Origin of the sequence: Shimia sp. MMG029 (genome assembly GCF_027947445.1) — a bacterium.
GTDB lineage: Bacteria > Pseudomonadota > Alphaproteobacteria > Rhodobacterales > Rhodobacteraceae > Shimia.
On the sequence record NZ_JAQJIM010000007.1, the window covers coordinates 15562 to 39888 of the forward strand.

General features: G+C 56.8%; 17 protein-coding genes. 8 read left to right on the forward strand and 9 right to left on the reverse strand.

The features are described 5' to 3' along the window. Positions 1 to 38 precede the first annotated feature (38 nt). The 5 genes from PJL69_RS15480 to PJL69_RS15500 form a co-directional block, all read right to left on the reverse strand. Positions 39 to 2651 (reverse strand): calcium-binding protein, encoded by a 2613-nt coding sequence (locus PJL69_RS15480; protein ID WP_271310469.1) that lies wholly within the window; start codon positions 2649 to 2651, stop codon positions 39 to 41. Between the two features lie 37 nt (positions 2652 to 2688). Next, on the reverse strand, positions 2689 to 4083 hold the full coding sequence (locus PJL69_RS15485) for a nucleotide sugar dehydrogenase (protein ID WP_271310470.1): 1395 nt from the start codon (positions 4081 to 4083) through the stop codon (positions 2689 to 2691). 264 nt (positions 4084 to 4347) lie between these two features. Continuing rightward, positions 4348 to 5931 carry a glycosyltransferase gene (locus PJL69_RS15490; RefSeq protein WP_271310471.1) on the reverse strand — a complete coding sequence of 528 codons (1584 nt, stop codon included), beginning with the start codon at positions 5929 to 5931 and terminating at the stop codon, positions 4348 to 4350. After that, entirely contained in the window at positions 5924 to 7348 is a 1425-nt protein-coding gene (locus PJL69_RS15495; protein WP_271310472.1) for an HlyD family secretion protein, read from the reverse strand. The genes PJL69_RS15490 and PJL69_RS15495 overlap by 8 nt, the downstream gene beginning before the upstream one ends. Positions 7349 to 7501: 153 nt before the next feature. Beyond that, positions 7502 to 8698 carry an ROK family transcriptional regulator gene (locus PJL69_RS15500; RefSeq protein WP_271310654.1) on the reverse strand — a complete coding sequence of 399 codons (1197 nt, stop codon included), beginning with the start codon at positions 8696 to 8698 and terminating at the stop codon, positions 7502 to 7504. Positions 8699 to 8890: 192 nt separating this feature from the next. Between PJL69_RS15500 and PJL69_RS15505 the strand changes: the two genes are divergently transcribed. The 4 genes from PJL69_RS15505 to PJL69_RS15520 all read left to right on the forward strand — a co-directional run bounded on the left by PJL69_RS15505 (position 8891) and on the right by PJL69_RS15520 (position 12469). Beyond that, a complete protein-coding gene (locus PJL69_RS15505) occupies positions 8891 to 9901 on the forward strand; it encodes a sugar ABC transporter substrate-binding protein (RefSeq protein ID WP_209061812.1) in 1011 nt (336 codons plus the stop codon). 92 nt (positions 9902 to 9993) lie between these two features. Then, positions 9994 to 11055: an ABC transporter permease gene (locus tag PJL69_RS15510; protein ID WP_271310473.1), complete on the forward strand. Its 1062-nt coding sequence runs from the start codon at positions 9994 to 9996 to the stop codon at positions 11053 to 11055. Further along, positions 11055 to 11825 (forward strand): ATP-binding cassette domain-containing protein, encoded by a 771-nt coding sequence (locus tag PJL69_RS15515; RefSeq protein WP_209061808.1) that lies wholly within the window; start codon positions 11055 to 11057, stop codon positions 11823 to 11825. Before PJL69_RS15510 ends, PJL69_RS15515 begins: the two co-directional genes overlap by 1 nt. Continuing rightward, a complete protein-coding gene (locus PJL69_RS15520; protein ID WP_271310474.1) occupies positions 11822 to 12469 on the forward strand; it encodes an AAA family ATPase in 648 nt (215 codons plus the stop codon). The genes PJL69_RS15515 and PJL69_RS15520 overlap by 4 nt, the downstream gene beginning before the upstream one ends. A gap of 393 nt (positions 12470 to 12862) precedes the next feature. Here PJL69_RS15520 and PJL69_RS15525 read toward each other — a convergent pair whose 3' ends face one another. Together PJL69_RS15525 and glyA are read right to left on the reverse strand one after the other, a co-directional pair. Continuing rightward, the gene (locus tag PJL69_RS15525; RefSeq protein WP_271310475.1) at positions 12863 to 14455 is read right to left on the reverse strand and encodes an ABC transporter substrate-binding protein; all 1593 of its coding nucleotides are present in this window, start codon (positions 14453 to 14455) and stop codon (positions 12863 to 12865) included. 303 nt (positions 14456 to 14758) lie between these two features. After that, complete coding sequence (gene glyA / locus PJL69_RS15530; protein WP_271310476.1) at positions 14759 to 16051, reverse strand: serine hydroxymethyltransferase; 1293 nt, start codon at positions 16049 to 16051, stop codon at positions 14759 to 14761. Between the two features lie 192 nt (positions 16052 to 16243). On the opposite strand from glyA, the gene PJL69_RS15535 reads away from it, so the two are divergent. Continuing rightward, positions 16244 to 17005: an NAD kinase gene (locus PJL69_RS15535; RefSeq protein ID WP_271310477.1), complete on the forward strand. Its 762-nt coding sequence runs from the start codon at positions 16244 to 16246 to the stop codon at positions 17003 to 17005. A 49-nt stretch (positions 17006 to 17054) separates the two neighbouring features. Here PJL69_RS15535 and prpE read toward each other — a convergent pair whose 3' ends face one another. Next, complete coding sequence (prpE, locus tag PJL69_RS15540) at positions 17055 to 18947, reverse strand: propionate-CoA ligase PrpE (protein ID WP_271310478.1); 1893 nt, start codon at positions 18945 to 18947, stop codon at positions 17055 to 17057. A gap of 165 nt (positions 18948 to 19112) precedes the next feature. Between prpE and PJL69_RS15545 the strand changes: the two genes are divergently transcribed. Further along, positions 19113 to 19880 (forward strand): YceI family protein, encoded by a 768-nt coding sequence (locus tag PJL69_RS15545; protein WP_271310655.1) that lies wholly within the window; start codon positions 19113 to 19115, stop codon positions 19878 to 19880. A 44-nt stretch (positions 19881 to 19924) separates the two neighbouring features. Here the strand turns inward: PJL69_RS15545 and PJL69_RS15550 are convergent, their stop codons facing one another. Continuing rightward, on the reverse strand, positions 19925 to 22204 hold the full coding sequence (locus PJL69_RS15550; RefSeq protein WP_271310479.1) for an NADP-dependent malic enzyme: 2280 nt from the start codon (positions 22202 to 22204) through the stop codon (positions 19925 to 19927). 396 nt (positions 22205 to 22600) lie between these two features. On the opposite strand from PJL69_RS15550, the gene PJL69_RS15555 reads away from it, so the two are divergent. Beyond that, positions 22601 to 23020, forward strand: coding sequence for a cytidine deaminase (locus PJL69_RS15555; protein WP_271310480.1), 420 nt, complete (start codon positions 22601 to 22603; stop codon positions 23018 to 23020). Next, complete coding sequence (locus PJL69_RS15560; RefSeq protein WP_271310481.1) at positions 23021 to 24325, forward strand: thymidine phosphorylase; 1305 nt, start codon at positions 23021 to 23023, stop codon at positions 24323 to 24325. It abuts the gene before it with no gap. The last annotated feature ends 2 nt before the right edge of the window (positions 24326 to 24327 follow it).

Here is a 24327-nt window from a genome sequence, read left to right on the forward strand (position 1 = left end):
GCTTGCGCCCCCCAAGCCCACCTCTAAGGGCCTGTCTGTCAGAACAGGATGGTGCCATAAAGATCGCCAAGATCTGCGGCCGTGCCGTCCAGCACCAGAGTGGTGCTGTTTGACAGGGAGATCTGCAGATCATCGCCGGAGTTTGTGACATGCGTGGCGAACCATTGCAGATGTTCCGCGTCACTTGCACCCAACTCTAGGCGACGGAAGTCCAGACGGTCACCTCCATCTGTGTCGAAATCCAGAATGCGGTCGGTGCTGCCATCCAGATCATCGCTGCGGAAGATGAAGCGGTCAGCGCCGCTGCCGCCTGATGCGAGGTCTGCGCCAGCCCCGAGGTAGAGCCGGTCGCCGCCTGCGCCGCCGTCCAGAGTGTCATTGCCTGACGCGCCGCTGAGATAGTCGCGGTCATCGCCACCGTTCAGGACGTCGTTGCCGCTGTCGCCGCGCAGGCTGTCGCGCCCCAAACCGCCTGTTAGCACATCGTCATTCACACCACCGCGCAGATCGTCACTGCCCGCGCCGCCATCAAGCTGGTCGTCGCCGGAACCACCACGGAGCGTGTCTGCGCCATCGTCGCCGTTTAGCGTGTCTTCACCTGATCCGCCCACAAGGCTGTCATCGGCTGCGCCCCCTGAGAGTGCATCGTGGCCGCTGCCGCCTTCGAGCGTGTCAGCATCGCCGCCGCCGTTGAGGGTATCGTCGCCGGAGCCGCCGCGCAGCAGATCGCTCCCTGCGCCACCTGAGAGGGCATCGTCGCCTGAACCGCCGTCTAGGGTATCCGCACCGCTGCCGCCATCCAGCGTGTCGTCTTGACCGCCGCCTGACAACAGATCGTCGCCGGTGCCGCCATAGAGGGCGTCTGAGCCGGACCCGCCATTGAGCACATCATTGTTTGCGCCGCCATCCAGCGTGTCGTGGCCTGCGGAGCCTTCCAATGTGTCGTCTCCGGCACCGCCTGACAACAGGTCGTCATCCTCCGGCAGGAGGTTGCCATACTGGTCATAGCGCAGCCCGCCGGCGTAGTCGGATATGATGCTGCTTTCATAGTTGGGACCCGCCCCGCCGTGCAGATAATCACTACCATCTTCGCCACGTAGTTCGTCTCCGGCGCTGCCGCCGATAAGGGCGTCGGTGCCGATGCCGCCGCTGATAGTGTCATGCCCTGCATTTCCCGAGAGATGGTCATCATAGGTCAACGCACCTTCAGTGGTGGCCACAAGCTCCAGATCACGCAGTAGCACGGAGGAGCTGAGATCCACCTCGGAAAAGGGGCTTTCTGCGGTTGGGTCAGCGGCACCATCGTTGGAGTAAGACCGCGGTGCGTTGGTGATCAGATGCAGGGCCGCTTCGCCGGTGTCTGGATCGATGATGACCTGATAGATGCCGCCTGAGCTGCGGGTGCTGTTGTTCATATCGTGATCGCCGGAGTTGCCGCCGACATAGAGCGTGCCATCTGCATCCACGATCGCAGCACCAAAGGTGATCGCGGGCGCGCCAGCAAGGGTCTGTCCATCCACCACGGTTGATGTGACCGGAACGGTGGAGAAGGTGGGCTCACCAGAAGAGATGTCGACGACCAGAAGGATGGTGTTTTGACCTTCCCCCGGTGGTCGGGCAACGCCGTAGAATTTCTGGCTGCCGGCATCATAAGCCACATCATAGACGCGATGCTGCACCAGTGAGCGGGGCAGGTGGTGCACGGTGACTTCCGGGTTGCCATTTTCGTCAAATGTATCGACGTCGATCACTGCGATGCGGTCCATGCTGGATTCAAAAGACCAGAGATTGCCCTGATCATCAAAATCCCCAGTCCAGGAGCGGTAAGGCGTTTCACCGATCCGGTAGCTGTGGCCTTCGGCATCGAGCATGATCAGATCTGAGCGCTGAACCGCATTGCCAAGGCTGTCGACTCCGTTGCTGACGGCAATCGCATAGAGCAGATCATCTTCGGCGTTGTAGCCCATGGAGTTGACATTCACTGTCCCGGCGACACCTGCGACTTCATAGGTTTGTGTTTCCACATCAAAGACATGCAGGGTGCCATTGAGCACCTGATAAAGATTGGATTGACCGTCAGCAAAAGCGGATACGGTGATGGTCTGGCCGCCGATTTCAACCTCTTTGTCATAGTGAAAGGCCGGGCCGGATGTGTCGATGACGGGGCCTTGGGACTCGCCCTGAATGGAGCGGATTGTGATTTCGGGCGCATCACTTTGAGCCGCGAAGGTGGTTTCAAATGTCGAGAAAGCTCCGCTCTCAGAAGAGAAGGTGCCCACAACCGCGCCGTCCACAAGCACTTCGATTGAGGCGTTGGTCAGGCCCGCCGAAAAGTTTGCCGCCAGATCAAAGCTCAGGCGATAGACCCCGTCCTGCGCAAGCGAAAGGCTTTGGCTCATCGATTGATGACCCCCGGCGAGTTCGGTGATTGTCCAGTTTCCGGTGTCGGCGTAATCCTGAAAGCCGGAGGCACCAGAGGTGCCTGCCAGTAGGTTTTCCTGCGCGTGGTCACCATGGATGACGTCGTTCCCTGCAGAGCCGGTCAGGGTGTCGTCCCCATCCAGTCCGATCATGAGGTCGCTGACTTGCGTGCCATCGAAAGCTTCGGACAGAATGGTGCCGATGAGTGTGTTTTCTGTTGGGTCGGGCATAGCCTTTCCTTTCCTGTTTTCTAAGAGGGCCGGGGGCTTACCAACCGATACCGTTTACGGCGACGTTGCGAGGGGCTTCGTCAAAGAGGCGCACCACATCGACAACTTCGACGTCTGGATGACGGGTGACCGCATCGCGGTAGGTGTTGCTGGCGTGGCAGACGATCACCGCGTCAACCGAGCGCATCAGGTGATCGACGTCCTCGCAGAGCATGTCCGTGAGTTGTGCGGAGAGTGTCGCGAGGCCCTGGCTTCCGTGTTTGGTGTAGCTCGCGAGCCCCTCCAGAGGGGTGTCTTTGGTGACGGCTGCATCATGGGCCAAAAGCTCCACGCCCTGCGCTTGCAATGTGGCCATCGCCTCCAGAATTGGGCTTTCACGCAGATCGTCGGTGCCCGGCTTGAACGCGAGTCCAAGGACGCCCACGCGCCGGGCACCTGTGGCCAAGGCCATTTCCACCGCGCGGTTGATCTGTTCAGCGTTGGAGCTTTCCAGATTGCCGATCATGGGCAGCGACACGCCGTGTTTTTCCGCCACATATTGCACCGCGCGTACCTCTTTGGGCAGGCAGGAGCCGCCGTAGGCAAAGCCGGGTTTGAGGTAATAGGAGGACAGGTTGAGTTTCTGGTCCTGAGTGAAGATGTCCATCACGGCGTGACTGTCGACACCAAGAGGTTTGCACAGACGCCCAACCTCATTGGCAAAGCAGACCTTGGTGGCGTGCCAGACGTTGTCGACATATTTGATCGTCTCCGCCACTTCGATGGTGGTGAGGATCGGATTGTCATCCACGGGTGCATAGATCCGGCGCATGATTTCCGCGGTGGCAAAATCGGTGGTGCCGATTACGGTTTTTGGGGGGTGGTGGAAATCAGAAATCGCCACGCCTTCGCGCAGGAATTCCGGGTTGAAGCAGATACCAAAGTCGCGGCCCGCTACTTTGCCGGAGACCTCCTCCAGAATGGGGGTCATCACAGACATGGTCGTGCCCGGCGGGATCGAACAGCGCATGGCAAAGACGTGAAACCCTTCTTTGTCGCGCAGCCCTTCGCCCATCGCGCGGGAGGCGGCCCGGATGTAGGTGTCATCACAGCCGCCATCTGCCGCGGTTGGCGTGCCAACGGAGACAAAAGTCACATCCGTCTCGCGCACAGCAGCGGTGAGATCGTCGGTTGCAGAGATCAGCCCATCTTTGACGCCCTGTGTGAGGGTTTCGCTCAGATCCGCCTCATGGATCGGGCTTTTGCCGCGGCCGATTTGAGCGACTTTGCCAAGATCGAGATCAACACCGATCACACGGTGACCAAGCGCGGCAAGGCAGGCGGTTGATACCGCGCCGACATAGCCAAGGCCGACAATACTAATGCTGGCTTTGCGGCTTGGGATAGCTGATACGAGTTCAGCAGGCTGGTTCGAAAAATCGCGATGTTGCATAAATATGATCTCCTGTTTGAGATCAGCCTAGATCGCTGTTCAGTCTGTTGTTGGCGGCGATAGGTCAGTCCAAAATGGCTTTTGGTCAAATGCCTATCCTTTTGATAAAATTGTACATATTGGAGAAAAGCAAAACCTGCATGACGGGTCATGCAGGTTTGCCACGTGGCGCATTTGGGTAGGCGCTGTTGATGCCCACGAAGTGTAACTGAGGCTATAGTAAGTTGGCTGGACGCCATCACGCTCTTAAGGATAGCGCAGAGCTCAAAACGGCAATTCGATCAGTCCGACGTATATCATCAGCAGTGTCAAGAAGCCCGTGACTGCAGTCACCAGTTGGAATTTGGCAAAGCCGTTGCGCAGCTTCTCCAGAAGGCCGTCGCCATCGCCAGCGCTTTGATTACCCCGGTTGGACCACTTCTGTTTGGAAAGGTGAAAGATCATGTAGATCTTGACCGACGCATTGATGACCTGGTTCAGATAAAGAATAAAGGGCCAGGTCATGTCGGCACGGCGGCTGTAGCCAAACAGGAACATGCAGAGCACGACGCGGGAGAAGATCACCCAGATCAGGCAGTTCCATATGTAGCCTGGGGCGACGATGCTGCCGAGCACCGCCATGAACGGGCTCACCATCATGGTCCACATGGCGATGCGCTGATCGACCACGCACCACCAGATGAAAAATGGCATCCGGCGCGGGCCAAGCGCGATGGCGCGGCTGCCGTTGCGCAGCATATTGCCGGACCAGCGGCGGAAGTTCTGCACCATGCGCAGCAGGCCGTTTTCTTTGATGACTTCGATGGTGTAAACTGTTGCATCCGGCACATAGGTCATCTTGGCGCCCACGCTGAGCAAACGGTACCAGGTGGATTTGTCATCGCCTGAAAGGAAGCGGAACCGCCCCCAAAGCCAGTGATTGAGGTGGTCGGCCTCAATGGTGCGGATGAACTTCGGATCGACAATGTGGCGGGCGCGAAAAACGCTCATCCGGCCGGTGAGGGTGAGCACCCGATTGGATAGGGCGTGACTCTGCATGGCGAGGCGGCGCTGGGCAAAACGCATGTCGAGCCATTTGGCGATCCATGTAGGGCCGTAGCAGATCACCTCTTCGTCGGTGGTGAGCGCCTGAAGCTCCGGATCATAGGCGAACATCGATAGGGTTTTCTTGAGCACGTCCTGCCCGTAAAGCGCATCTCCATCCATAAAGATGACCATATCGTCGGGATCAGCCCCGGCCCGTGAAATGGCGCGCAGGATCAGCCCGATCGCCATACGCTTGCCCGGTTGGTTTTGCCGGATAAATACCAGTTCCGCCAGATCATCGGGGATGTCCTGTGCATAGGTGTCCACGAACTGACGAATGATGTTTTCATCATAGGCGCTGCCGGTGCCGATGTAGAGCGTGGTGGGGATGCGCTCACGTTTGATCTGGCCAAGGATGGAGCCGATCACCCTTTTGGTGATCGAGGGTTCCTCATAATAGGTGGTCATCTGGATATGCAGGCGCTTGGGGCGCCAGCCTTCTTGCCAGAGCGCGTCGGCGCGGGCGCGGATATGGGGCCACTTCAGGCGGGCGTAGATCATGGCGCGCACAGAATGGGTGAACCACCAGCCAAAGCGCCATAGTCCCAAAGCGCCAAGGATCACAGTGATATGCAAAGCATTGGGATCGACAAAGCGGTTGGGCACATTCACCAGCAGCCAGAGCAGCGCCGCAATCACCGCCATGAGGGCAAGGATGTTGGGCAGGGTCCAGCGCGCCCAGTAGGGTTTGATCGGGGTCTGCAGTTCGCGCAGCTTGAGGGTCAGATCCTTGTCAAAGGCGAACTCGGACAACTCACTCATCGCGGTTCACCAGAGATTGAATGCGGGCAATCATGCGCTGGCCAACCGCGCGGCGGGTCTGGATATTGACCGGCGCGTCGCGGCGCAGCAGGGATTTGGTCTGCGCCGGAGTGATGTCTTGGGGGGTGACGGTAACAATGATGCCAAATTCACCGGGGCGGCGGGGATCGGCGCCCGCCCGCACATCGGTGACGGTGCCGGCGATGGTGGTTCTCTGGCCAAGACTATTGACGCCGATATTCGCCTCCATCCCGATGAAGATGGCCTCGGAATACCGCTCGGAGACCCATCCCATGGCCACGCGGGGGGTGTCGGACTCAAAGACAACCGCGAGATCATCGTGGCGGTAGGGTTGCCCCTTACGCACCAGAACCTCGTGCACCACCCCATCTGAGGGCGCGCGCACGTGGCTCATGGAGATCGCTGATTTGTTGGCATCGCGGGTGGCGCGCAGGCGGCGCACCTTGGCGTTGTGTTCAAATTCCAGTTCGATGACTTTGTCCAGCGCAAAGGCAAAAGGATCAAAGGCTGTGGCGGCTTCTGGATCATGGGTCTGAATATCGAGCCAACGCTTCCAGAGGGCGTCAAAGCCGCGGTCGCCGATGAACTGTGCATAGATCTGGGCGGCAAGGGCACCCCGCACCTGCAGGGGTTGTGTCTCGTCCAGGGCCTCCAGCATGGTGCGAGCCTCAATGACACGGTCGCGCTCTTTCTCTGCAAGGCTCAGGCGGGCGCGGGTCTGGGACAGTTCCGCCTGCGCTGCCGGATCGCGCAGGCGCACCATGACCTCGCCCGCCTCAACCCGCTGGCCGGGGACCACGTGGATGGATTTCACAAAGCCTTCGCTGGCGGGGAGGTCTTCGGCAATGGGCGCAACGACGCGGCCGTGCTGGATATTGATGCGGGTGAGGCCGTTGAAGAGCGCAGAGCCAAGCACGGTGGCGATGAGGGCTGCCAGCAGCAGGTAGATCACCACATGGATCACCGCGCGCACGGATCCGGGCATCTTGGATTGCTGGTTGGTGGACTTCTCTTCTTCGGTTTCTCCCATGGGGACAAGATCAACAGGCGTATCAAGGCTCATGATCACGTCTTCGCTGCTGGCCATGCGACCGGACAGGATGGAACGATAAAACAGAGCCAGCGTTTCGCGCTGACGCCCGCTGAGGCCTTCAAAGGACACTGTGCCGTCGGCATCCGGTGCCGTCAGGCGCACGTCAAAGCGGACGTCAACTCCCTGAAAAGGCACACTGAGGGTGCCGGATTGCGGTGGCGATCCTGCGTCCTCGGGCCAGTCAAAGCCAGCCAGAGACCACGCCTCAATGCGGATTTGCTCGCCGTCCGGCGTGTCCAAAAACAGCGGGGCGTGCACCTTCCAGCTAAGCTGGGCGCTGGGGTTTTCATGGCGGATTTGCACGGGCACTCTCACAGGTTGAATGCCCAGAAGGTAGCTGGCGGGTGGCGCCAGCGCGCGCCGCGCTGAGGTATGGTGGGGCTGGCAAAAGAAAGTGCGACTATACGCAGGTATAGGCCCGCTCACTTTGGTTGCGACAAAGCCGGGTGTTGCGGCTTAACGGGACAATCCGGCGTGGGTGTTGAGGAAAAACTGCGAGAAGATCGGGCCGCTGGCGGCACCAATTTCACGGGCGTCCTGACCCACCACGGCCTCTTCGATGCGCGGCACGATCAGGCCGCGTGTGTCCTGATTGACCAGATAGCGTCGGACCCGCTCCACCAGCTCTTGGCGGACATCGGCGGGAAAAGCGCCGTCGATCAGAATGGCCTCAAAATCGACCACGGAGCAGACCGACAGCGCGGCCTTGGCCAGCTCCTGCGCGGTCTGTCCCAGCCACGGATCGACATAGCGGCTGAGCACCGACCAATCTTGTGGCTGGCTCCAGAGCATGTCGGGGTTGAGACCGGCCTCAATCAACCGCGTTTCCAGAAGGTGGATGGAGGCCACATCTATGAGCTGGCGGCTTTCCCCCATAGGGCCTGTGGCACGCATGGAGCCAAGCGCGCCTGCATTGCCCTGATTGCCCTCAAACACACTGTCATTCATGACGATGCCGCCGCCTACAAAGGAGCCGACAAAGAAATAGGCATAGTCGCGGAACTCTTTGCCACGGCCATAAAGATGCTCGGCGCGGCAGGCTGCGGTAGCATCATTGCCAACAAAGATGGGCAGGTCGCTGAAGCGGGCCACCTGTTCGGCAAAATCAATGTCTTTCCAGAGCTTGAACTGCTCTGCGGCGGGGCCTGCCAGATCGCTCCAGCGCCACAGCTCAAACGGAGCGGCGACGCCGATGCCGCAGATGTGCTCGATCTCCTCGGCGCTGAGAGTGGCGAGCAATGTCTCAAGACTGTCATGCAGGAAGGTGAAGACATCTGCGGGCAGCGGGTAGTCGTAGGTGGTGTGCTCAGAGGCGCGCACATTACCTGCGAAATCCAGAAGCAAGAGATCCGCAGTCCGGCGGCCGATCTTTAATCCCAGCGCCAAGACCCCGTCGGGGTTGAGGTGCATGGGAATGGAGGGCTTGCCCACCTTGCCGCGCGTGGGTTCGCCGCGTTGAAGCAGGCCATCGCTTTCCAGCTTGCGCAGCATGGTGGAGATCGCCGGTGGCGTCAGCCCCATACGTTTGGCGAGGTCGATGCCGGGCAGGGCGCCCTGTCGCTGCAGGATGGACATCAGAAGGCGTTCGTTGCGGTTGCGGACGCGCCGTTGATTCACGCCTCCGCTGAGTGCTCTGATTTTTCCGCCATCCATATGGCTGACCATAAAAGGCTCCTCCCAGCTTTGGAAGATAGGGCGCTTCGATTATTTAATAAAGTTAATTTATTTATTGACAGCTCTTGGGGAATCGCCGTTACCTATGGGGGCATCCTGCGTCACGAATTAGAGGCAGGCCTGGAGCTGGAGGGAGCCAGACCCAAATATTGCGAACCTTGGGAGGACATTATGAAAAAGCTACTTGCGACATCGGCCCTTGTTTTGGCCGGCATGACGGTCAGTGCGGCGGCGGATGTGAGCGCGTGCCTGATCACCAAAACAGACACCAATCCGTTCTTTGTGAAGATGCGCGAAGGCGCGACGGCAAAGGCCGAAGAGCTGGGCATCACGCTCAACAGCTATGCCGGTAAGGTGGATGGTGACCACGAAACTCAGGTGGCGGCGATTGAGACCTGCATTGCCAATGGCGCGAAAGGTATTTTGCTGACCGCCTCTGACACCAGCTCGATTGTGCCAGCGGTGCAGCAGGCGCGGGATGCGGGCCTTTTGGTCATTGCTCTCGACACCCCGCTGGAGCCAATTGACTCTGCGGATATGACCTTTGCTACTGACAACTTCCTGGCCGGGGAGCTGATCGGCAAATGGGCGGCAGCGGCGCTGGGTGATGAGGCGGCCAACGCAAAGATTGCGATGCTCGATCTGGCTGTGAGCCAGCCCACTGTGGGTGTTTTGCGCGATCAGGGCTTCCTGAAGGGCTTTGGCATTGAGCTGGGCGACCCCGGCAAATGGGGCGATGAGACCGATCCACGGATTGTGGGCAATGACATCACCGCAGGTAACGAGGAGGGTGGCCGTCGCGCCATGGAGAACCTGCTGGCCAAAGATCCGATGATCAATGTGGTCTACACCATCAACGAGCCTGCCGCTGCGGGTGCCTATGAAGCGCTGAAGGCGATTGGCCGTGAAAACGACGTGCTGATCGTGTCTGTGGATGGTGGCTGCCCAGGTGTGGACAACGTCAAGGACGGCGTCATTGGCGCAACCTCGCAACAATATCCGCTGTTGATGGCATCCAAAGGCATTGAGGCGATTGCCGCCTGGGCCAAAGACGGCACTAAGCCACAGGCCTCTGATGGCAAGGAATTCTTTGACACCGGCGTCTCGCTTGTCACTGATCAGCCTGTTGATGGCGTGGACAGCATCGACACTGCCAAAGGCACCGAGCTTTGCTGGGGCTGATCGCAGCCTAGACGTGTTAACCTGACGCGAGAGGGTGGGGGCAGCCTCACCCTTTTGCACAAGCTCAGACAGAATGCCGGGGGAGGGCTCACATGTCTCAGTTGGAGAATTATGAGGCTGTGGTGACAGATTCAGCGTCCGAAGTTGCTCATTTTGACGAGGGCAAAAGGGGGATTGTCGGGCGGTTTCACCACGCCTTGCACACCACGCCTGCGTTGGTGCCGCTGATCGTTCTGGTCGGGGCGGTGGTGATTTTTGGCCTGCTGCTGGGCAGCCGGTTTTTCTCGCCTTTCGCGCTCACTCTGATTTTGCAGCAGGTGCAGATCGTCGGCATTGTGGCGGCGGCCCAAAGTCTGGTGATCCTGACTGCAGGCATCGACTTGAGTGTCGGGGCCATTGCGGTGATCTCCTCCGTGGTGATGGGGCAATTCACTTTCCGCTACGGCCTGCCGCCTGCGGTGGCGGTGGCATTCGGGCTGGCCTTTGGCACCGCGATTGGTGCGCTCAATGGCTGGCTTGTGGCGCGTATGAAGCTGCCACCGTTCATCGTCACATTGGGCATGTGGCAGATCGTTCTTGCGGCGAATTTCCTCTATTCGGCCAATGAAACCATCCGCTCACAGGACATCGCCGCAGAGGCGCCTTTGTTGCAGCTCTTGGGGGCGAAATTCAAACTGGGCGGGGCCGTGTTCACGTTGGGCGTGGTCTTCATGGTGCTTCTGGTTGTCGTGCTGGCCTATGTGCTGAAGCACACGGCCTGGGGCAGGCATGTCTATGCGGTGGGGGATGACCCGGAGGCGGCGGAGCTGTCTGGCGTGAATGTGAAAGGCGTGCTGATCTCTGTCTATGCGCTGGCCGGGTTGATCTGCGCCTTTGCGGGCTGGGCGCTGATCGGGCGGATTGGCTCTGTCTCGCCCACATCGGGGCAACTTCTGAACATCGAGAGCATCACTGCGGTGGTGATCGGGGGCATCTCGCTCTTTGGCGGGCGTGGCTCCATTCTGGGCACATTCTTTGGCGCGCTGATTGTTGGGGTCTTCACGCTGGGGCTGCGTTTGGCCGGCGCAGATGCGCAATGGACCTTCCTGCTCATCGGCGCACTCATCATCGGCGCGGTGGCCGTGGATCAGTGGATTAGAAAGGTGGCGGCATAATGGAACCGATTTTGAAAGGCCGCGGACTGGTCAAGCGCTATGGCCGTGTGACGGCGCTGGATCATTGTGATTTTGACCTTATGCCGGGCGAGATCCTTGCGGTGATTGGCGACAACGGAGCTGGGAAAAGCTCGCTGATCAAGGCGGTCTCCGGTGCGGTGATCCCCGATGAGGGCACGGTGACGCTGGAGGGCAAAGAGGTGCGCTTTACCTCCCCCATTGAGGCGCGCGAGGCGGGGATTGAGACGGTTTATCAAACCCTTGCGATGTCGCCTGCGCTATCGATTGCCGACAATATGTTCATGGGGCGCGAGCTGCGCAAACCCGGTTTTCGCGGCAAATGGATGCGCCAGCTCGACCGTCCCGCGATGGAGAAATTTGCCCGCGACAAGCTAAGCGAACTGGGCTTGATGACCATTCAGAACATTAATCAGGCGGTGGAAACCCTCTCCGGCGGTCAGCGACAAGGTGTGGCTGTGGCGCGCGCCGCGGCCTTTGGCTCAAAGGTGATCATTCTGGATGAACCGACTGCGGCGCTGGGCGTGAAAGAGAGCCGGAAAGTGCTGGAGTTGATACAGGATGTGAAGGCGCGGGGCATTCCGATTATCCTGATCAGTCACAACATGCCGCATGTGTTTGAGGTGGCCGATCGCATCCATGTGCACCGTCTTGGCAAGCGGCTTTGCGTGATTGATCCAAAGGATTACACCATGTCAGATGCGGTGGCCTTTATGACCGGGGCGAAGGCTGCGCCATCGGAGGCGGCGTGAGCCGCGTGATGCAGGATCTGGATGCGCTGGTTGCGGCCATAGCGGCCGCGCCGCGCAAAGGTGTGCGCCGGGTTGTGGCGGTGGCGGGCGCACCGGCGAGCGGGAAATCAACGCTGGCAGAAGAGATTGCCGCGCGGTTGCGTGCCGTCGGATCAGTGGCGCAGGTTGTGCCGATGGACGGGTTTCACATGGACAACCAAGATCTCGTGGACCTAGGGCTTCTGGCGCGCAAGGGCGCGCCAAATACCTTTGATGCAGAAGGGTTTGTGGCCTTGGCGGGTCAGCTGTCTCAAGGCGGGGTTCTGGCCTACCCAACCTTTGACCGGGCCCGCGACGTGACCATACCCGGCGGCGGCGCGGTGTCGGCGGATTGCGATACGGTGGTGGTTGAAGGCAATTATCTGTTGTTTGACGCGCCGGTCTGGCGGGCGCTGCCCGAAATTTGGGATGTGTCGGTTTTTCTGTCGGTACCAGAAGAAGAGCTGCGTCGGCGTCTGGTGGAGCGGTGGCTGACCCACGGTCTGTCACAGGAGCAGGCGGAGCAGCGCGCAGAGGAAAACGATTTAGAAAATGCGCAGCTTGTGCAATCAAAGCGCCTGCCTAGCGACATTGTCTTTGTAAACAAAGATTCTCAAAGGCTATAGCAACCAATGAATGTTGTTCGCTTTGGTGGGATTCGCCTAACTCGGCTTAGACTGGTGTGTTTTAGACCCTTCGTAGGGAGTAAGGTTTTTGTAGTCTCACAGATGCATCAACGACTGTAGGCTTTGACTATGCGGAAGGCGTCTTTGGGTCGTTGCTTTCGTTTTTCTTCTTTTTGTCCTGATCGTAGTGCCACTTGATCGCAAAGAACATGCCGATCCCGAAGACAACGAGCTTGAATGACAAAAAAACAATTGGAAATAGGTCTGACCAATGGCCCATAGTGTGTTCCTTTTTGCACTATCTAGTTTGAGGAGCGCTAACCCACAACCGGAAAGCGCGACAGCCACCAAAGTGACGCAGGTCAGGCTTTATGGACAAAAATCGCGCTGCGTCTATCGGGGGCTCACACGTGTCGCACTGGTGCGTTCATCTTGCCTGCCATTCACATGTAAGTCGGCACGGTGCGCCCAGATGGTGTGCTGATAATATAGAGGGATTCCGGGGAGATCGTTGACGGCAATCCCCATAGCTGCGCCAAGAAATGTTCTTGCGCGCAAGGCATTTGTTTCAACGGCCCACGCGCCAATAGCGGCGTCAAACTGATCATTTCGATAGTTAGAATAATTGGCCGAACCCAGTCCGAGTTTTTTGTTGGGGGACGCAAAGGCAAAAGAGATCATTTGCGCCGCCCCTTGCGGATGCCCCCAGCCATACAGAAAAAAGCCTAGGTCTCCTGCGCGCCGCTTTCTGGAGAAATCTGGCCAGTTTTCTGACTTGATATGGATTTTTATACCTATGCGTGACAGATATTGCGCCACGGCTTGCGCCACTCGATCCCAATTCGCATACCGATCAGCGGGCACATAAAAATCAATCTCAAAACCTCCCGGGTAACCTGCCTCCGATAACAGTGCGATCGCTTTTTCCCGGCTATAGGGCAATTCCGGCATGTTTGGCGCATCCGCGCGATAACGCGGGGCAAATTGATTTGCCACGGTAGCCTCGCCTAAGAAGAGATTGTCAGTGATTGCTTTCCTGTCGATTGCCATGGACATAGCCTGTCTTACACGTATGTCCGCGAGCGGTGCGTTTCCTCCGCCGGCGCGAACGCCTTTGGCGCCATCCTCGCTAACGTCCAAAACTAAAAATATAGACCGCCAAGAGGGCACCGATGTGTAGGTGAGCCGCTCGCTTGAGGAGAGAAGAGGCAAGTGCTCAGTTTTAGGATTTTCAATCACATCGAAGTTGCCTGCAATTAGCCCGGCGAGGCGATCACCGGCGTCGGTTACCGTCCTGATTTGAACAGTATCCCAGACGGGTTTGGCGCCCCAGTAGTTGTCATTTTTTGAAAGATCAGCTTCGCCCGTGCTTGCAAATCTGTCGAGTTTGTAAGGCCCGGTTCCAATTGCAGCGCTGCCAGTTTCGAAATCTTGACGGCTTGGATAGTTTAAACCGCCGCAGTCGCCATGCTCATCATAGGCAATTGTCTTTGATTGGAGGTTTGCATGCTCTGATGACAGGATCGAAAGAAACTTCATTTTCTGTATCCACAGCGGGTATGGCGTCTTAAACTCAAAGCGAACCGTAAGGTCGTCCACTGCGACTATGTCATCGATTGGGCCCATTGAATTGGTCAGGAGATTGCGTCGGCCATCGACACGCCGCATCATGCGACATGCAGAGTAGATAACGTCTCTGGACGTAAATGGAGCTCCGTTGTGGAAGAATACATCTCCTCTCAATTTGACTTCCAGGGAAACAGGGCTAATCCAACGCCAGCTTCGCGCAAGCAACGGTCCATCGTCAGATGCAACCAAAGCTTCGAACACATGTTCCTTCAATGAAGCCGTTGGCGTCCCGCCAAAGGGATGGGGGTCTATGGAGCGGGGCGCAGATGAGAATGCGATCCTGAGAGTCTCAGCGCGCGCGTCTTGAGAGAACAAAATCACAAATAGAAATGTGATCGCAGCCAGTACTGTTTTCATGGCGGTGCTCTCAACCGGGTTTCTGGGACTAAGAATTCTGCGTTGGTGGGTTTGCTTTTTCAATACTGAAAAGCGCCAATTAGGATTCAACTTTAATTGGATTGCTCCATTCCCCACCGTCTGAAACCACAATTACATCGCGGTTTACTGAAATTGGCAAGGAGACTTCCGCCAAAGGTGTCCAGAAATTCATGGTAGTACCTTTGTGATGAGAGCCAATTTCCCACAAATGTCGTGTTCTACATGAAAAAAGCCGCCGCAGAGTTTTTCTGCAGCGACTTTCGAATTCAGAACGTTTGCGTTTTAGAGGTTTGGGTAAAGTGGGAAGCTTGCGCAGAGCTCTGCCACTTTGGCTTTAACCGCTTCTTCCACTTTGCTGTTACCTTCTTCGCCATTGGCGGCCAGACCGTCGACCACTTCCACAATCATGTCTGCAATTGCACGGAACTCTTCTGCGCCAAAGCCACGGGTGGTGCCTGCGGGAGTGCCAAGACGGATGCCGGAGGTCACCATCGGTTTTTCAGGGTCAAACGGAATGCCGTTTTTGTTGCAGGTGATGTGCGCGCGGCCCAGAGCTTTCTCGGTGGCGTTGCCTTTCACACCTTTGGGGCGCAGGTCGACCAGCATCACGTGGGTGTCGGTGCCGCCGGTGACGATGTCCAGACCACCTTTGACGAGTTGATCCGCCAGCGCCACAGCGTTGGCGCGAACCTGCTTCTGGTAGGCTTTGAACTCAGGACGCAGCGCTTCGCCAAAGGCAGCGGCTTTGCCTGCGATCACATGCATCAGCGGGCCACCTTGAATGCCTGGGAAGATCGCGGAGTTGACCTTCTTGGCGATTGTTTCATCGTTGGTCACGATCATGCCGCCGCGTGGGCCGCGCAGGGTTTTGTGGGTCGTGGTGGTCGCCACATCCGCATAGGGGAACGGGGATGGGTGCTCACCTGCGGCCACGAGGCCAGCAAAGTGCGCCATGTCTACCATCAGGTATGCGCCAACAGAGTCTGCGATTTCACGGAACTTCGCGAAGTCGATCTGACGTGGTATGGCGGAACCGCCTGCGATGATCAACTTTGGCTTGTGCTCGTTGGCCAGCTCCTGAACCTGATCGTAGTCCAGCAGGCTATCTTGTTGACGCACGCCGTACTGAACCGCGTTGAACCATTTGCCGGACTGGTTTGGTTTTGCGCCGTGGGTCAGGTGGCCACCTGCGTCTAGGGACATGCCGAGGATGGTGTCGCCAGGCTGGAGCAGTGCGGTGAACACACCCTGGTTGGCCTGCGAGCCGGAGTTTGGCTGTACGTTCGCGTACTCAACGCCAAAGAGCTCTTTTGCGCGGTCGATGGCGAGGTTCTCCGCCACATCCACGTGCTGACAGCCACCATAGTAGCGGCGGCCTGGGTAGCCTTCTGCATATTTGTTGGTCAGCACAGACCCCTGCGCTTCCATAACGGCCGCAGACACGATGTTTTCAGACGCGATCAGTTCGATCTCGTCGCGCTGGCGCGCCAGCTCATCTGTGATGGAGCCAAACAGCTCTGGGTCGCGGGATGCGAGGGTTTCTGTGAAAAAGCCAGAATCACGGGAGGTGCTCATGGACGTTTGCTCCTGTTGAACGGTTCGTGTTGCGAGTTTCCTAATGGAAACATGCGTGGCTTGAAAGGTCCCAAAGCGACGCAACACCTTGCCTGAGCGCCTCAGATGGTGCAGGGGATAAACATATGTCGCTATCGGAAACCTTTGGCGGCGCAGGGAAACCTGCTTTCGATTTGGGGGGCAAGGACGATCATGTCCAAGAGAATCGCGTTTTTGGCCAGCACTGCGCCCGTGGCGCAAACCGCACGTGCTGCACTTATTGGGCGATATGGTGATGTTGAGACTGAGTCGGCAGATGTCATTGTGGCACTGGGCGGCGATGGCTTCATGCTTCAAGCACTGCACGCAACTGAGGCTCTATCAGCACCTGTCTATGGTATGAATCGCGGCACCGTTGGCTTTTTGATGAACGCCTACTCCGAAAGCGACTTGCAAGAACGTCTGGCAGCGGCGGAAGAAGAACAACTAAACCCTCTCGCCATGCGTGCGACATCGATAGATGGTTCGGTGTCAGAAGCTTTGGCCATCAATGAAGTGTCGCTCCTGCGTGCAGGCCCGCAAGCCGCAAAACTGAAGATCGCAATTGATGGCCGTTTGCGTATGGAAGAGCTGGTTTGCGATGGTGCGCTTATCAGCACGCCCGCGGGTTCAACAGCGTATAACTATTCTGCGCATGGTCCGATTTTGCCGATAGGGTCTGACGTATTGGCACTTACTGCGATTGCCCCTTTTCGCCCCCGACGTTGGCGCGGGGCTTTGCTTCCTAAGTCTGCAGCCGTTACGTTTGATGTATTAGAGCCGGAAAAGCGGCCGGTGATGGCCCATGCTGACAGCCGTGCCATCGAAAATGTTATTAGAGTTGAAATTCGATCTGACGTGCAGATAGCGCACCGCATACTCTTCGATCCAGGCCATGGTCTGGAAGAGCGCCTTATTCGCGAACAGTTTGTATGAGATCAAGAGAGGCGCGTGAGCGAGGTACGCGCCTCTCTGACACAGTAGGTCAGGCCGAAGCGTAACCTATTGTTTTCAATGCCTCTGTGATCTCGTCCAGAATGGTCGGGTCATCGATTGTCGCCGGCATTTTCCACTCTGTTCCATCAGCAATAGATACCATCGTTCCGCGCAGGATCTTACCGGAGCGCGTTTTCGGCAGACGGTCTACCACAAGCGCGAGTTTGAACGCGGCCACTGGACCGATTTTGGAGCGTACGAGGCCAACGACCTCTTTGGCCACCTCATCATGTGGGCGGTTGCTTCCTGCGTTAAGGCAAAGGAACCCTATGGGCATCTGACCTTTCAGCTGATCAGTCACACCAATCACGGCACACTCCGCAACATCCGGGTGTCCAGCTAGTACCTCTTCCATGCCTCCGGTTGAAAGGCGGTGCCCTGCGACGTTTATCACATCGTCAGTGCGCGCCATGATGTAGACATAGCCGTCGTCGTCTTTCATCCCTGCATCGCCGGTTTCGTAATAACCCGGGAAATGGGAAAGGTAAGATGACTTAAAGCGGTCTTCAGCATTCCAGAGTGTTGGCAGTGTGCCTGGGGGGAGGGGAAGCTTGATTGCGATCGCACCCAGTTCGCCAGCAGCCACAGGATGACCGCCTTCATCCAGAATCTCAATATCGTAGCCGGGCATCGGGACTGTAGGTGAACCCAGTTTAATTGGCAGTTCTTCTATGCCCAATGGGTTTGCAGCAATCGACCAGCCTGTTTCTGTTTGCCACCAATGGTCAATAACGGGCACCTTTAGTTGTTCCTGCGCCCAGATTATCGTGTCAGGATCGGCCCTTTCCCCAGCCAGATAGACCTGCTTGAGGCAGCTGGTGTCATATTTTGCGACATATTCGCCGGTAGGATCCTCGCGTTTTACGGCTCGGAACGCTGTCGGTGCCGTGAAGAAACTTTTGACGTTGTGCTCCGATATGACACGCCAGAAGGTGCCGGCATCCGGAGTCCCAACCGGTTTGCCCTCAAAAACAATGGTCGTGTTGCCATGGATGAGGGGCGCGTAGCAGATATAACTGTGCCCGACGACCCAACCTACGTCTGACGCAGCCCAGAACACATCGCCGGGGTCAACATTGTAGATGTTTTTCATTGTCCAATTCAGCGCAACGAGTTGCCCTGCAGTGTGACGAATGACCCCTTTGGGCTGCCCTGTCGTGCCTGAGGTGTAGAGGATGTAGGAGGGGTGATTGCCTTCCACCGGAACGCATTCGGCGGGTTCAACTCCATATTGGAAACCGTGCCAGTTGACGTCGCGGCCTTCTTTAAGCTCAGCAACCTCTTGTTCGCGTTGAAATATGACGCAGAAGTCCGGTTTGTGCGCGGCGAGGTCGATGGCTTCGTCAAGAAGTGGTTTGTAGTGAACCACGCGCCCAGGCTCGAGGCCGCAAGATGCGGCGATAATCGCCTTGGGTTTTGCGTCATCAATGCGCACTGCGAGTTCATTTGAGGCGAACCCCCCAAACACAACTGAATGAATTGCGCCCAAGCGGGAGCATGCCAGCATTGCCTCAAGCGCTTCGGGGACCATTGGCATGTAGATGATAACGCGATCACCTTTTTCGATACCTTTGGCGCGCAATGCACCGGCGAGTGTCGCGACACGGTTGCGGAGCTCTACATAGGAAATCTCTCGCTTCGTGTGCGTGATTGGGCTGTCATAAATGATAGCCGTTTGTTCTCCGCGGCCAGCTTCTACGTGGCGATCAACCGCATTCCAACAAGTATTGACCTTTGCGTCAGCGAACCACTCATAAAGGTGATCGCCCTTGTCAGAGAGCGCCTTGGTGGGTGGCGTATGCCAATCAATTGCTTCTGCCGCCTGCATCCAGAAAGCTTCCGGATCATTTTTCCAGCGTTCATAAACGTCTTGATATGACATTTCGGTCCTCCTCTTCCTGTTATCTGGCATAGAGGAGGAGCAAGTCATGCAGCAAGTCTGCGCTAGAGTTATCCGCTAGATTCTCACCTCAGATTTGCTATTTCCGATAGGACAAATTGCAAACTTTAGTTAACTCGCCAATTTTTGCAGGAAAAATTGACAAAAATGGAATTTTTGCAAATTTGCAAATTTTGCGCTCAGGCCGAACGCCTTGCACAAACGCTCGCGGAAACGTGCGGACGTGTCAAAACAAACTCTGCGATACTGAACTGGGCTGTGTATTCGGACGACAAGTTGCGGGAGAGAGACATGTTAAGAGCGATATTCAATTTTGAAACTCGGAGTGGCTTCAGGGCGTCGTGCCTTGGTGTTTTGGCTTGGGTGGCGTTTGGGTTCGTTTGGCTCGCGCATCCAGTCGCCGCTGCCCCCGTCACTTATGAACTCGATCAGGCGGAAAGCGTTGTAGGGTTTACGTATTACTTCAATGAGAATGGCACCGTAGGGAAAATGCCTGTCGAGACTGCAGAGTTGAGTCTCGACCTTAAGGACGTGTCGCGCAGCACAATCGATGTGACCCTTAGGCCTGATCGCGCGAGGGCTGGGTTCCTTTTTGCTACAGAAGCGTTGAAGGGTGCTCAGGTTCTGGATGTCAGGACACACCCAACCATACGCTTTGTTGCGCGTGAGATCACTGGAACTGTCCATAGTGCGCGCGTTGTCGGTGACTTGACTGTGCGCGGCGTCTCACGTCCGGTTGCGCTTGCTGCTCAACTGTTTCGGCAACGCGGTACAGACGCGGGAGAATTGGATCAGTTGTCAATTTTATTGACGGGCAGCTTAGATCGTCACGATTTCGGAGCAAGCGGATATGCGGATCTGGTGGGACCGACAATAGACTTGCGCATCCTTGCGCGCATCAATCGTTCTGAGTGAGGGGGCGGTGGCGCGCTTTCATGCGCGCCACTTTCACCGAAAAATTAACCGTAGTGCGTAACTGGCGAGCCGGCGATGGCAGCCATGTTCAGCAGACCTCTGGGTGTGATCGATGGGCTGACAATATGTGCGCGGTTGCCCATACCCATAAGAATGGGGCCAACCTCAAGCGCATCTGCGCGCATTTTTAAGATATTTCGTACACCAGATGCTGCATCTGCATGTGCGAAGATCAGAACGTTCGCAGCGCCTTCAAGGCGTGTGCGTGGGAAAATACGACTGCGCAGATCGGGATCTAGCGCGGTATCAACATTCATTTCACCTTCATATGCAAAGTCTCTTGGTTTGCTATCCAAGATCGCAAGCGCGTCGCGCAGGCGTTTTCCAGACCCTTGCCGGTGGTTACCAAATTGACTTTGTGAGCAAAGCGCAATCTTCGGCTCAAGGCCAAAACGGCGGACATGGCGGGCGGCACCCACGGTTATGCGGGCGATGTCCTCTGGGCTGGGCAGTTCGTGAACCTGCGTGTCTGCGATGAAGAGGGGCCCGTCTTCCAAAATCATCAATGAAAGCGCGCCGTGTGGGGAAAGGTTGTTGTTGCCGAGCACCTGTTCAACATAGTTGAGGTGCCAGCGGTACTCTCCAAACGTGCCACAGATCAGACTGTCTGCTTCTTCTCTATGAACCATGATGGCGCCAATGGCAGTGGTGTTGGTGCGCATGATGGCTTTGGCCAAATCTGGGGTCACCCCCTCGCGCTCCATCAGCTCGTGGTAACTGTTCCAGTAGTCATAGTAACGCGGATCATTTTCCGGGTTCACAATTTGGAAGTCGCGGCCATGTCGAATAGACAGGCCTGCGCGCTCGCACCGTGCCTCGATCACCTCTGGGCGACCGATCAAGATAGGTGTTTCGGTGGTTTCCTCCAGGATCGCTTGCGCCGCCCGCAGAACGCGCTCATCTTCGCCTTCTGCAAATACAATGCGACGGGAGGCTTTTTGGGCCGTTTCAAATACCGGCCGCATAAGCAGCGCAGACTTAAAGACGGACTGATTGAGGGTGTGGATATAGGCGTCAATATCTGCGATCGGACGTTTGGCAACGCCACTCTCCATTGCGGCTTTTGCCACAGCTGCTGAGACGACGCCAACCAGACGGGGATCAAATGGTTTTGGGATCAGGTAGTCCGCGCCAAAGGTGAGTTGTTCCCCTTTGTAGGCAGCTGCGGCTTCTGCGGAGGTCGTTGCGCGGGCAAGTTCTGCAATGCCGTTGACGCAGGCCACACACATCTCATCGTTGATTTCAGTTGCGCCAACATCCAAGGCACCACGGAAAATGAATGGAAAGCACAGTACATTGTTGACTTGGTTTGGAAAGTCGGAGCGGCCAGTAGCGATAATTGCGTCAGGCGCCACCTCTCGTGCGAGATCCGGCATGATCTCTGGGGTTGGGTTTGCGAGCGCAAAAATAATAGGTTGGCGCGTCATCTTTCCGACAAGTTCAGGCTTCAGGACACCGGGGCCGGATAGGCCAAGGAACATGTCCGCACCATCGATCACCTCTTCTAGCGTGCGCAGATCGGAAGCTTGAGCAAACTCCGCCTTCTGCAGATTCATATCCTCTTCACGCCCCTCATAAACCAGCCCGTGAATATCGCAGAGCCAGATGTTCTCGCGCCTCACACCCAGTTTCACGAGCATATTCAGGCAAGCGATGCCCGCAGCGCCGCCACCTGTTGAAACAATTTTTATGTCTTCAAATTTTTTGCCTGCAACCTGAAGAGCATTCGTTGCGGCGGCACCCACAACAATCGCTGTGCCGTGCTGGTCATCATGAAACACCGGTATGTTCATGCGCTCACGGCAGATTTTTTCAACAATGAAACAATCTGGCGCTTTGATGTCTTCGAGGTTAATGGCGCCAAAGGTGGGCCCCATTGCACAGACAATTTCAGCCAGCTTTTCGGGATTTGCTTCGTCAAGCTCAATGTCAAAGCAGTCGATGTTGGCGAATTTCTTGAAAAGAACTGCTTTGCCTTCCATAACCGGCTTAGAAGCAAGCGCGCCGATATTTCCCAGCCCGAGGACCGCAGAACCGTTTGATACGACGGCCACCAAATTCTGACGTGCAGTATAAAGTGCAGCGTTTTCTGGATCTGCTTTGATCTCCAGACAGGCTTCCGCCACACCGGGAGAGTAGGCGCGAGACAGGTCGCGTCCATTCGCGAGCGGCTTGGTTGCTCGGATCTCTAGTTTGCCGGGTTTGGGAGTTGCGTGATAAGTCAGCGCCGCTTCGCGCAGGGATTGGTTGCGATTTTCAGACATCAGCGACCTCTGTTTGGCACTTTGAGTGCGGTCAAAAAGGAATTAGTTCAGCCTTAAACCAGTTTCGGTGTCGTTTAAATGCACAAAAGTGACGTTGCGGCGTGAGCCTGCGATTTTGACGTTTCTGGCCTAGCTTGTCTAAGAAATGCAGGGGCTCACGGGTAGGGGGGGCGGGCGATCGGATCTCCCGACGATACGCTACTCTACTACACCTCTTTGGCATGCGCGTTGGAAATGTTGGGGTGATTGCCGGTGGGGCTTTCTGAGATTGAGTTTGAAGCCCTGCCAGCTTTTGATATTTCTTTCACGTAGCCGGTCCGTCAGGCTAAACGTGGTGGTGGTTTTGACTTGCTCCAACGCAGTCCTTGATCAGCGCTATACAAAGATTGGGAAATCATGAACACAGACAACGAACTCGCAACGCTTGCCTTTGAAGTCAGAGAAAATGCTTATGCGCCATACTCCAAATTCAAAGTTGGGGCGGCGATCCTGTCAGAGAGCGGCGCCAAGTTTGTTGGCTGCAACGTCGAAAACATTGCCTATCCTGAAGGGACCTGCGCTGAGGCGGGAGCAATTGCCGCGATGGTTGCGGCCGGAGAGACGCGCTTGACCGAAGTGTTTGTGGTGGCCGACAGCAAGCAACCGGTAAGCCCATGCGGTGGATGTCGTCAAAAAATTGCTGAATTTGGATCCTCAGACACAAAAGTGACATTGGCAAATCTTGATGGGGTCCGGGTCACCATGACCATGGATGAGCTATTGCCAGGCGCTTTTGGTGTCGACCATATGGATGTTGATCACAAGGATCGCGACTAAATGGATGCGAGAGCGATCATCACGCATCTTCGCAAAGGTGAAGTGCCAAGCCAGGCAGAGCTGTCCTGGTTTGCGCGGGGGCTTTCGGATGGCTCAGTCTCTGATGCACAGGCCGGCGCTTTTGCGATGGGTGTCTGTTTGCGTGGGCTGTCAGAAGAGGGGCGCGTTGCGCTGACCCTTGCGATGCGCGACAGCGGAGATCGCATGGTTTGGGATTTGCCGGCACCTGTTCTGGACAAGCACTCGACAGGTGGCGTGGGCGATTGCGTTTCACTGGTGCTTGCCCCTGCATTGGCCGCCTGCGGGGCCTATGTGCCTATGATTTCTGGGCGTGGCCTTGGGCACACAGGCGGGACGCTGGACAAAATGGAAGCCATCCCAGGGCTGACCACGGCCTTGCCGGAAGGAAAATTCAAGAAAGTAGTGGCGGATGTGGGCTGCGCCATTGTGAGCGCTTCGGCGCAGATAGCGCCCGCGGACAAGCGGTTGTATGCGATCCGTGATGTGACTGCGACGGTGGAAAGCCTTGATTTGATCACCGCTTCGATCTTGTCAAAGAAGCTCGCAGCTGGGCTTGAAGGTCTTGTCTTGGATGTGAAGGTTGGCTCCGGTGCATTTATGAAGTCTGTCGAGGATGCGCAGGCTTTGGCCAACTCTCTTGTGTCGACGGCCAATTTGGCAGGGTGTCCGACCAGCGCGGTTATTTCTGATATGAACCAACCTCTTGCGTCCTCCTTGGGTAATGCACTCGAAGTCGCTGAATGTATGAAGGTTCTCTGTAATCAGGGTGGGGGGGCTTTAACAGAGCTGTCTGTCTCTCTCGGTGGGATGCTTTTGGTAAGCGCGGGGCTGGCAACAGATGTTGCTGAAGGCGTGTCCAAAATGATGGGCGCACTTTCGAGTGGCAAAGCTGCTGAGGTGTTTGCTGGTATGGTTGCTGCGATGGGTGGCCCAAAGCATTTCGCCGACGAATGGCAGAGGTTTTTGCCGGAGGCGCCTGTCATTCATGAGGTCACTGCGGTTCAGGCAGGTATCGTGCAAGCCATTGACGGCGAAGCGCTTGGGCTGGCCGTGGTTGGCCTTGGTGGCGGGCGCCAAATAGAAAGTGATGTAATTGACCCGTCTGTTGGTTTGTCAGATGTGGTGCGCTTAGGGGATCGCGTGGAAGTAGGGCAGCCGTTGTTGCGCGTGCACGCCTCGCGGGAAGATGCGGCCGCAGCGGCCGAGGCTATTGTACGCAGAGCCATTGTCATCGGTGAGGGAATGCCCGATATTCCTCCGCTTATTCATGAAGGGAACCAATAGAA

Bases quoted from the DNA above. Each gene is read 5' to 3' on its own strand.
- PJL69_RS15480 (WP_271310469.1), bottom strand. From the start codon at position 2,651: ATGCCCGACCCAACAGAAAACACACTCATCGGCACCATTCTGTCCGAA.
- PJL69_RS15485 (WP_271310470.1), bottom strand. From the start codon at position 4,083: ATGCAACATCGCGATTTTTCGAACCAGCCTGCTGAACTCGTATCAGCT.
- PJL69_RS15490 (WP_271310471.1), bottom strand. From the start codon at position 5,931: ATGAGTGAGTTGTCCGAGTTCGCCTTTGACAAGGATCTGACCCTCAAG.
- PJL69_RS15500 (WP_271310654.1), bottom strand. From the start codon at position 8,698: ATGGATGGCGGAAAAATCAGAGCACTCAGCGGAGGCGTGAATCAACGG.
- PJL69_RS15505 (WP_209061812.1), top strand. From the start codon at position 8,891: ATGAAAAAGCTACTTGCGACATCGGCCCTTGTTTTGGCCGGCATGACG.
- PJL69_RS15510 (WP_271310473.1), top strand. From the start codon at position 9,994: ATGTCTCAGTTGGAGAATTATGAGGCTGTGGTGACAGATTCAGCGTCC.
- PJL69_RS15515 (WP_209061808.1), top strand. From the start codon at position 11,055: ATGGAACCGATTTTGAAAGGCCGCGGACTGGTCAAGCGCTATGGCCGT.
- PJL69_RS15525 (WP_271310475.1), bottom strand. From the start codon at position 14,455: ATGAAAACAGTACTGGCTGCGATCACATTTCTATTTGTGATTTTGTTC.
- glyA (WP_271310476.1), bottom strand. From the start codon at position 16,051: ATGAGCACCTCCCGTGATTCTGGCTTTTTCACAGAAACCCTCGCATCC.
- PJL69_RS15535 (WP_271310477.1), top strand. From the start codon at position 16,244: ATGTCCAAGAGAATCGCGTTTTTGGCCAGCACTGCGCCCGTGGCGCAA.
- prpE (WP_271310478.1), bottom strand. From the start codon at position 18,947: ATGTCATATCAAGACGTTTATGAACGCTGGAAAAATGATCCGGAAGCT.
- PJL69_RS15545 (WP_271310655.1), top strand. From the start codon at position 19,113: ATGGAATTTTTGCAAATTTGCAAATTTTGCGCTCAGGCCGAACGCCTT.
- PJL69_RS15550 (WP_271310479.1), bottom strand. From the start codon at position 22,204: ATGTCTGAAAATCGCAACCAATCCCTGCGCGAAGCGGCGCTGACTTAT.
- PJL69_RS15555 (WP_271310480.1), top strand. From the start codon at position 22,601: ATGAACACAGACAACGAACTCGCAACGCTTGCCTTTGAAGTCAGAGAA.
- PJL69_RS15560 (WP_271310481.1), top strand. From the start codon at position 23,021: ATGGATGCGAGAGCGATCATCACGCATCTTCGCAAAGGTGAAGTGCCA.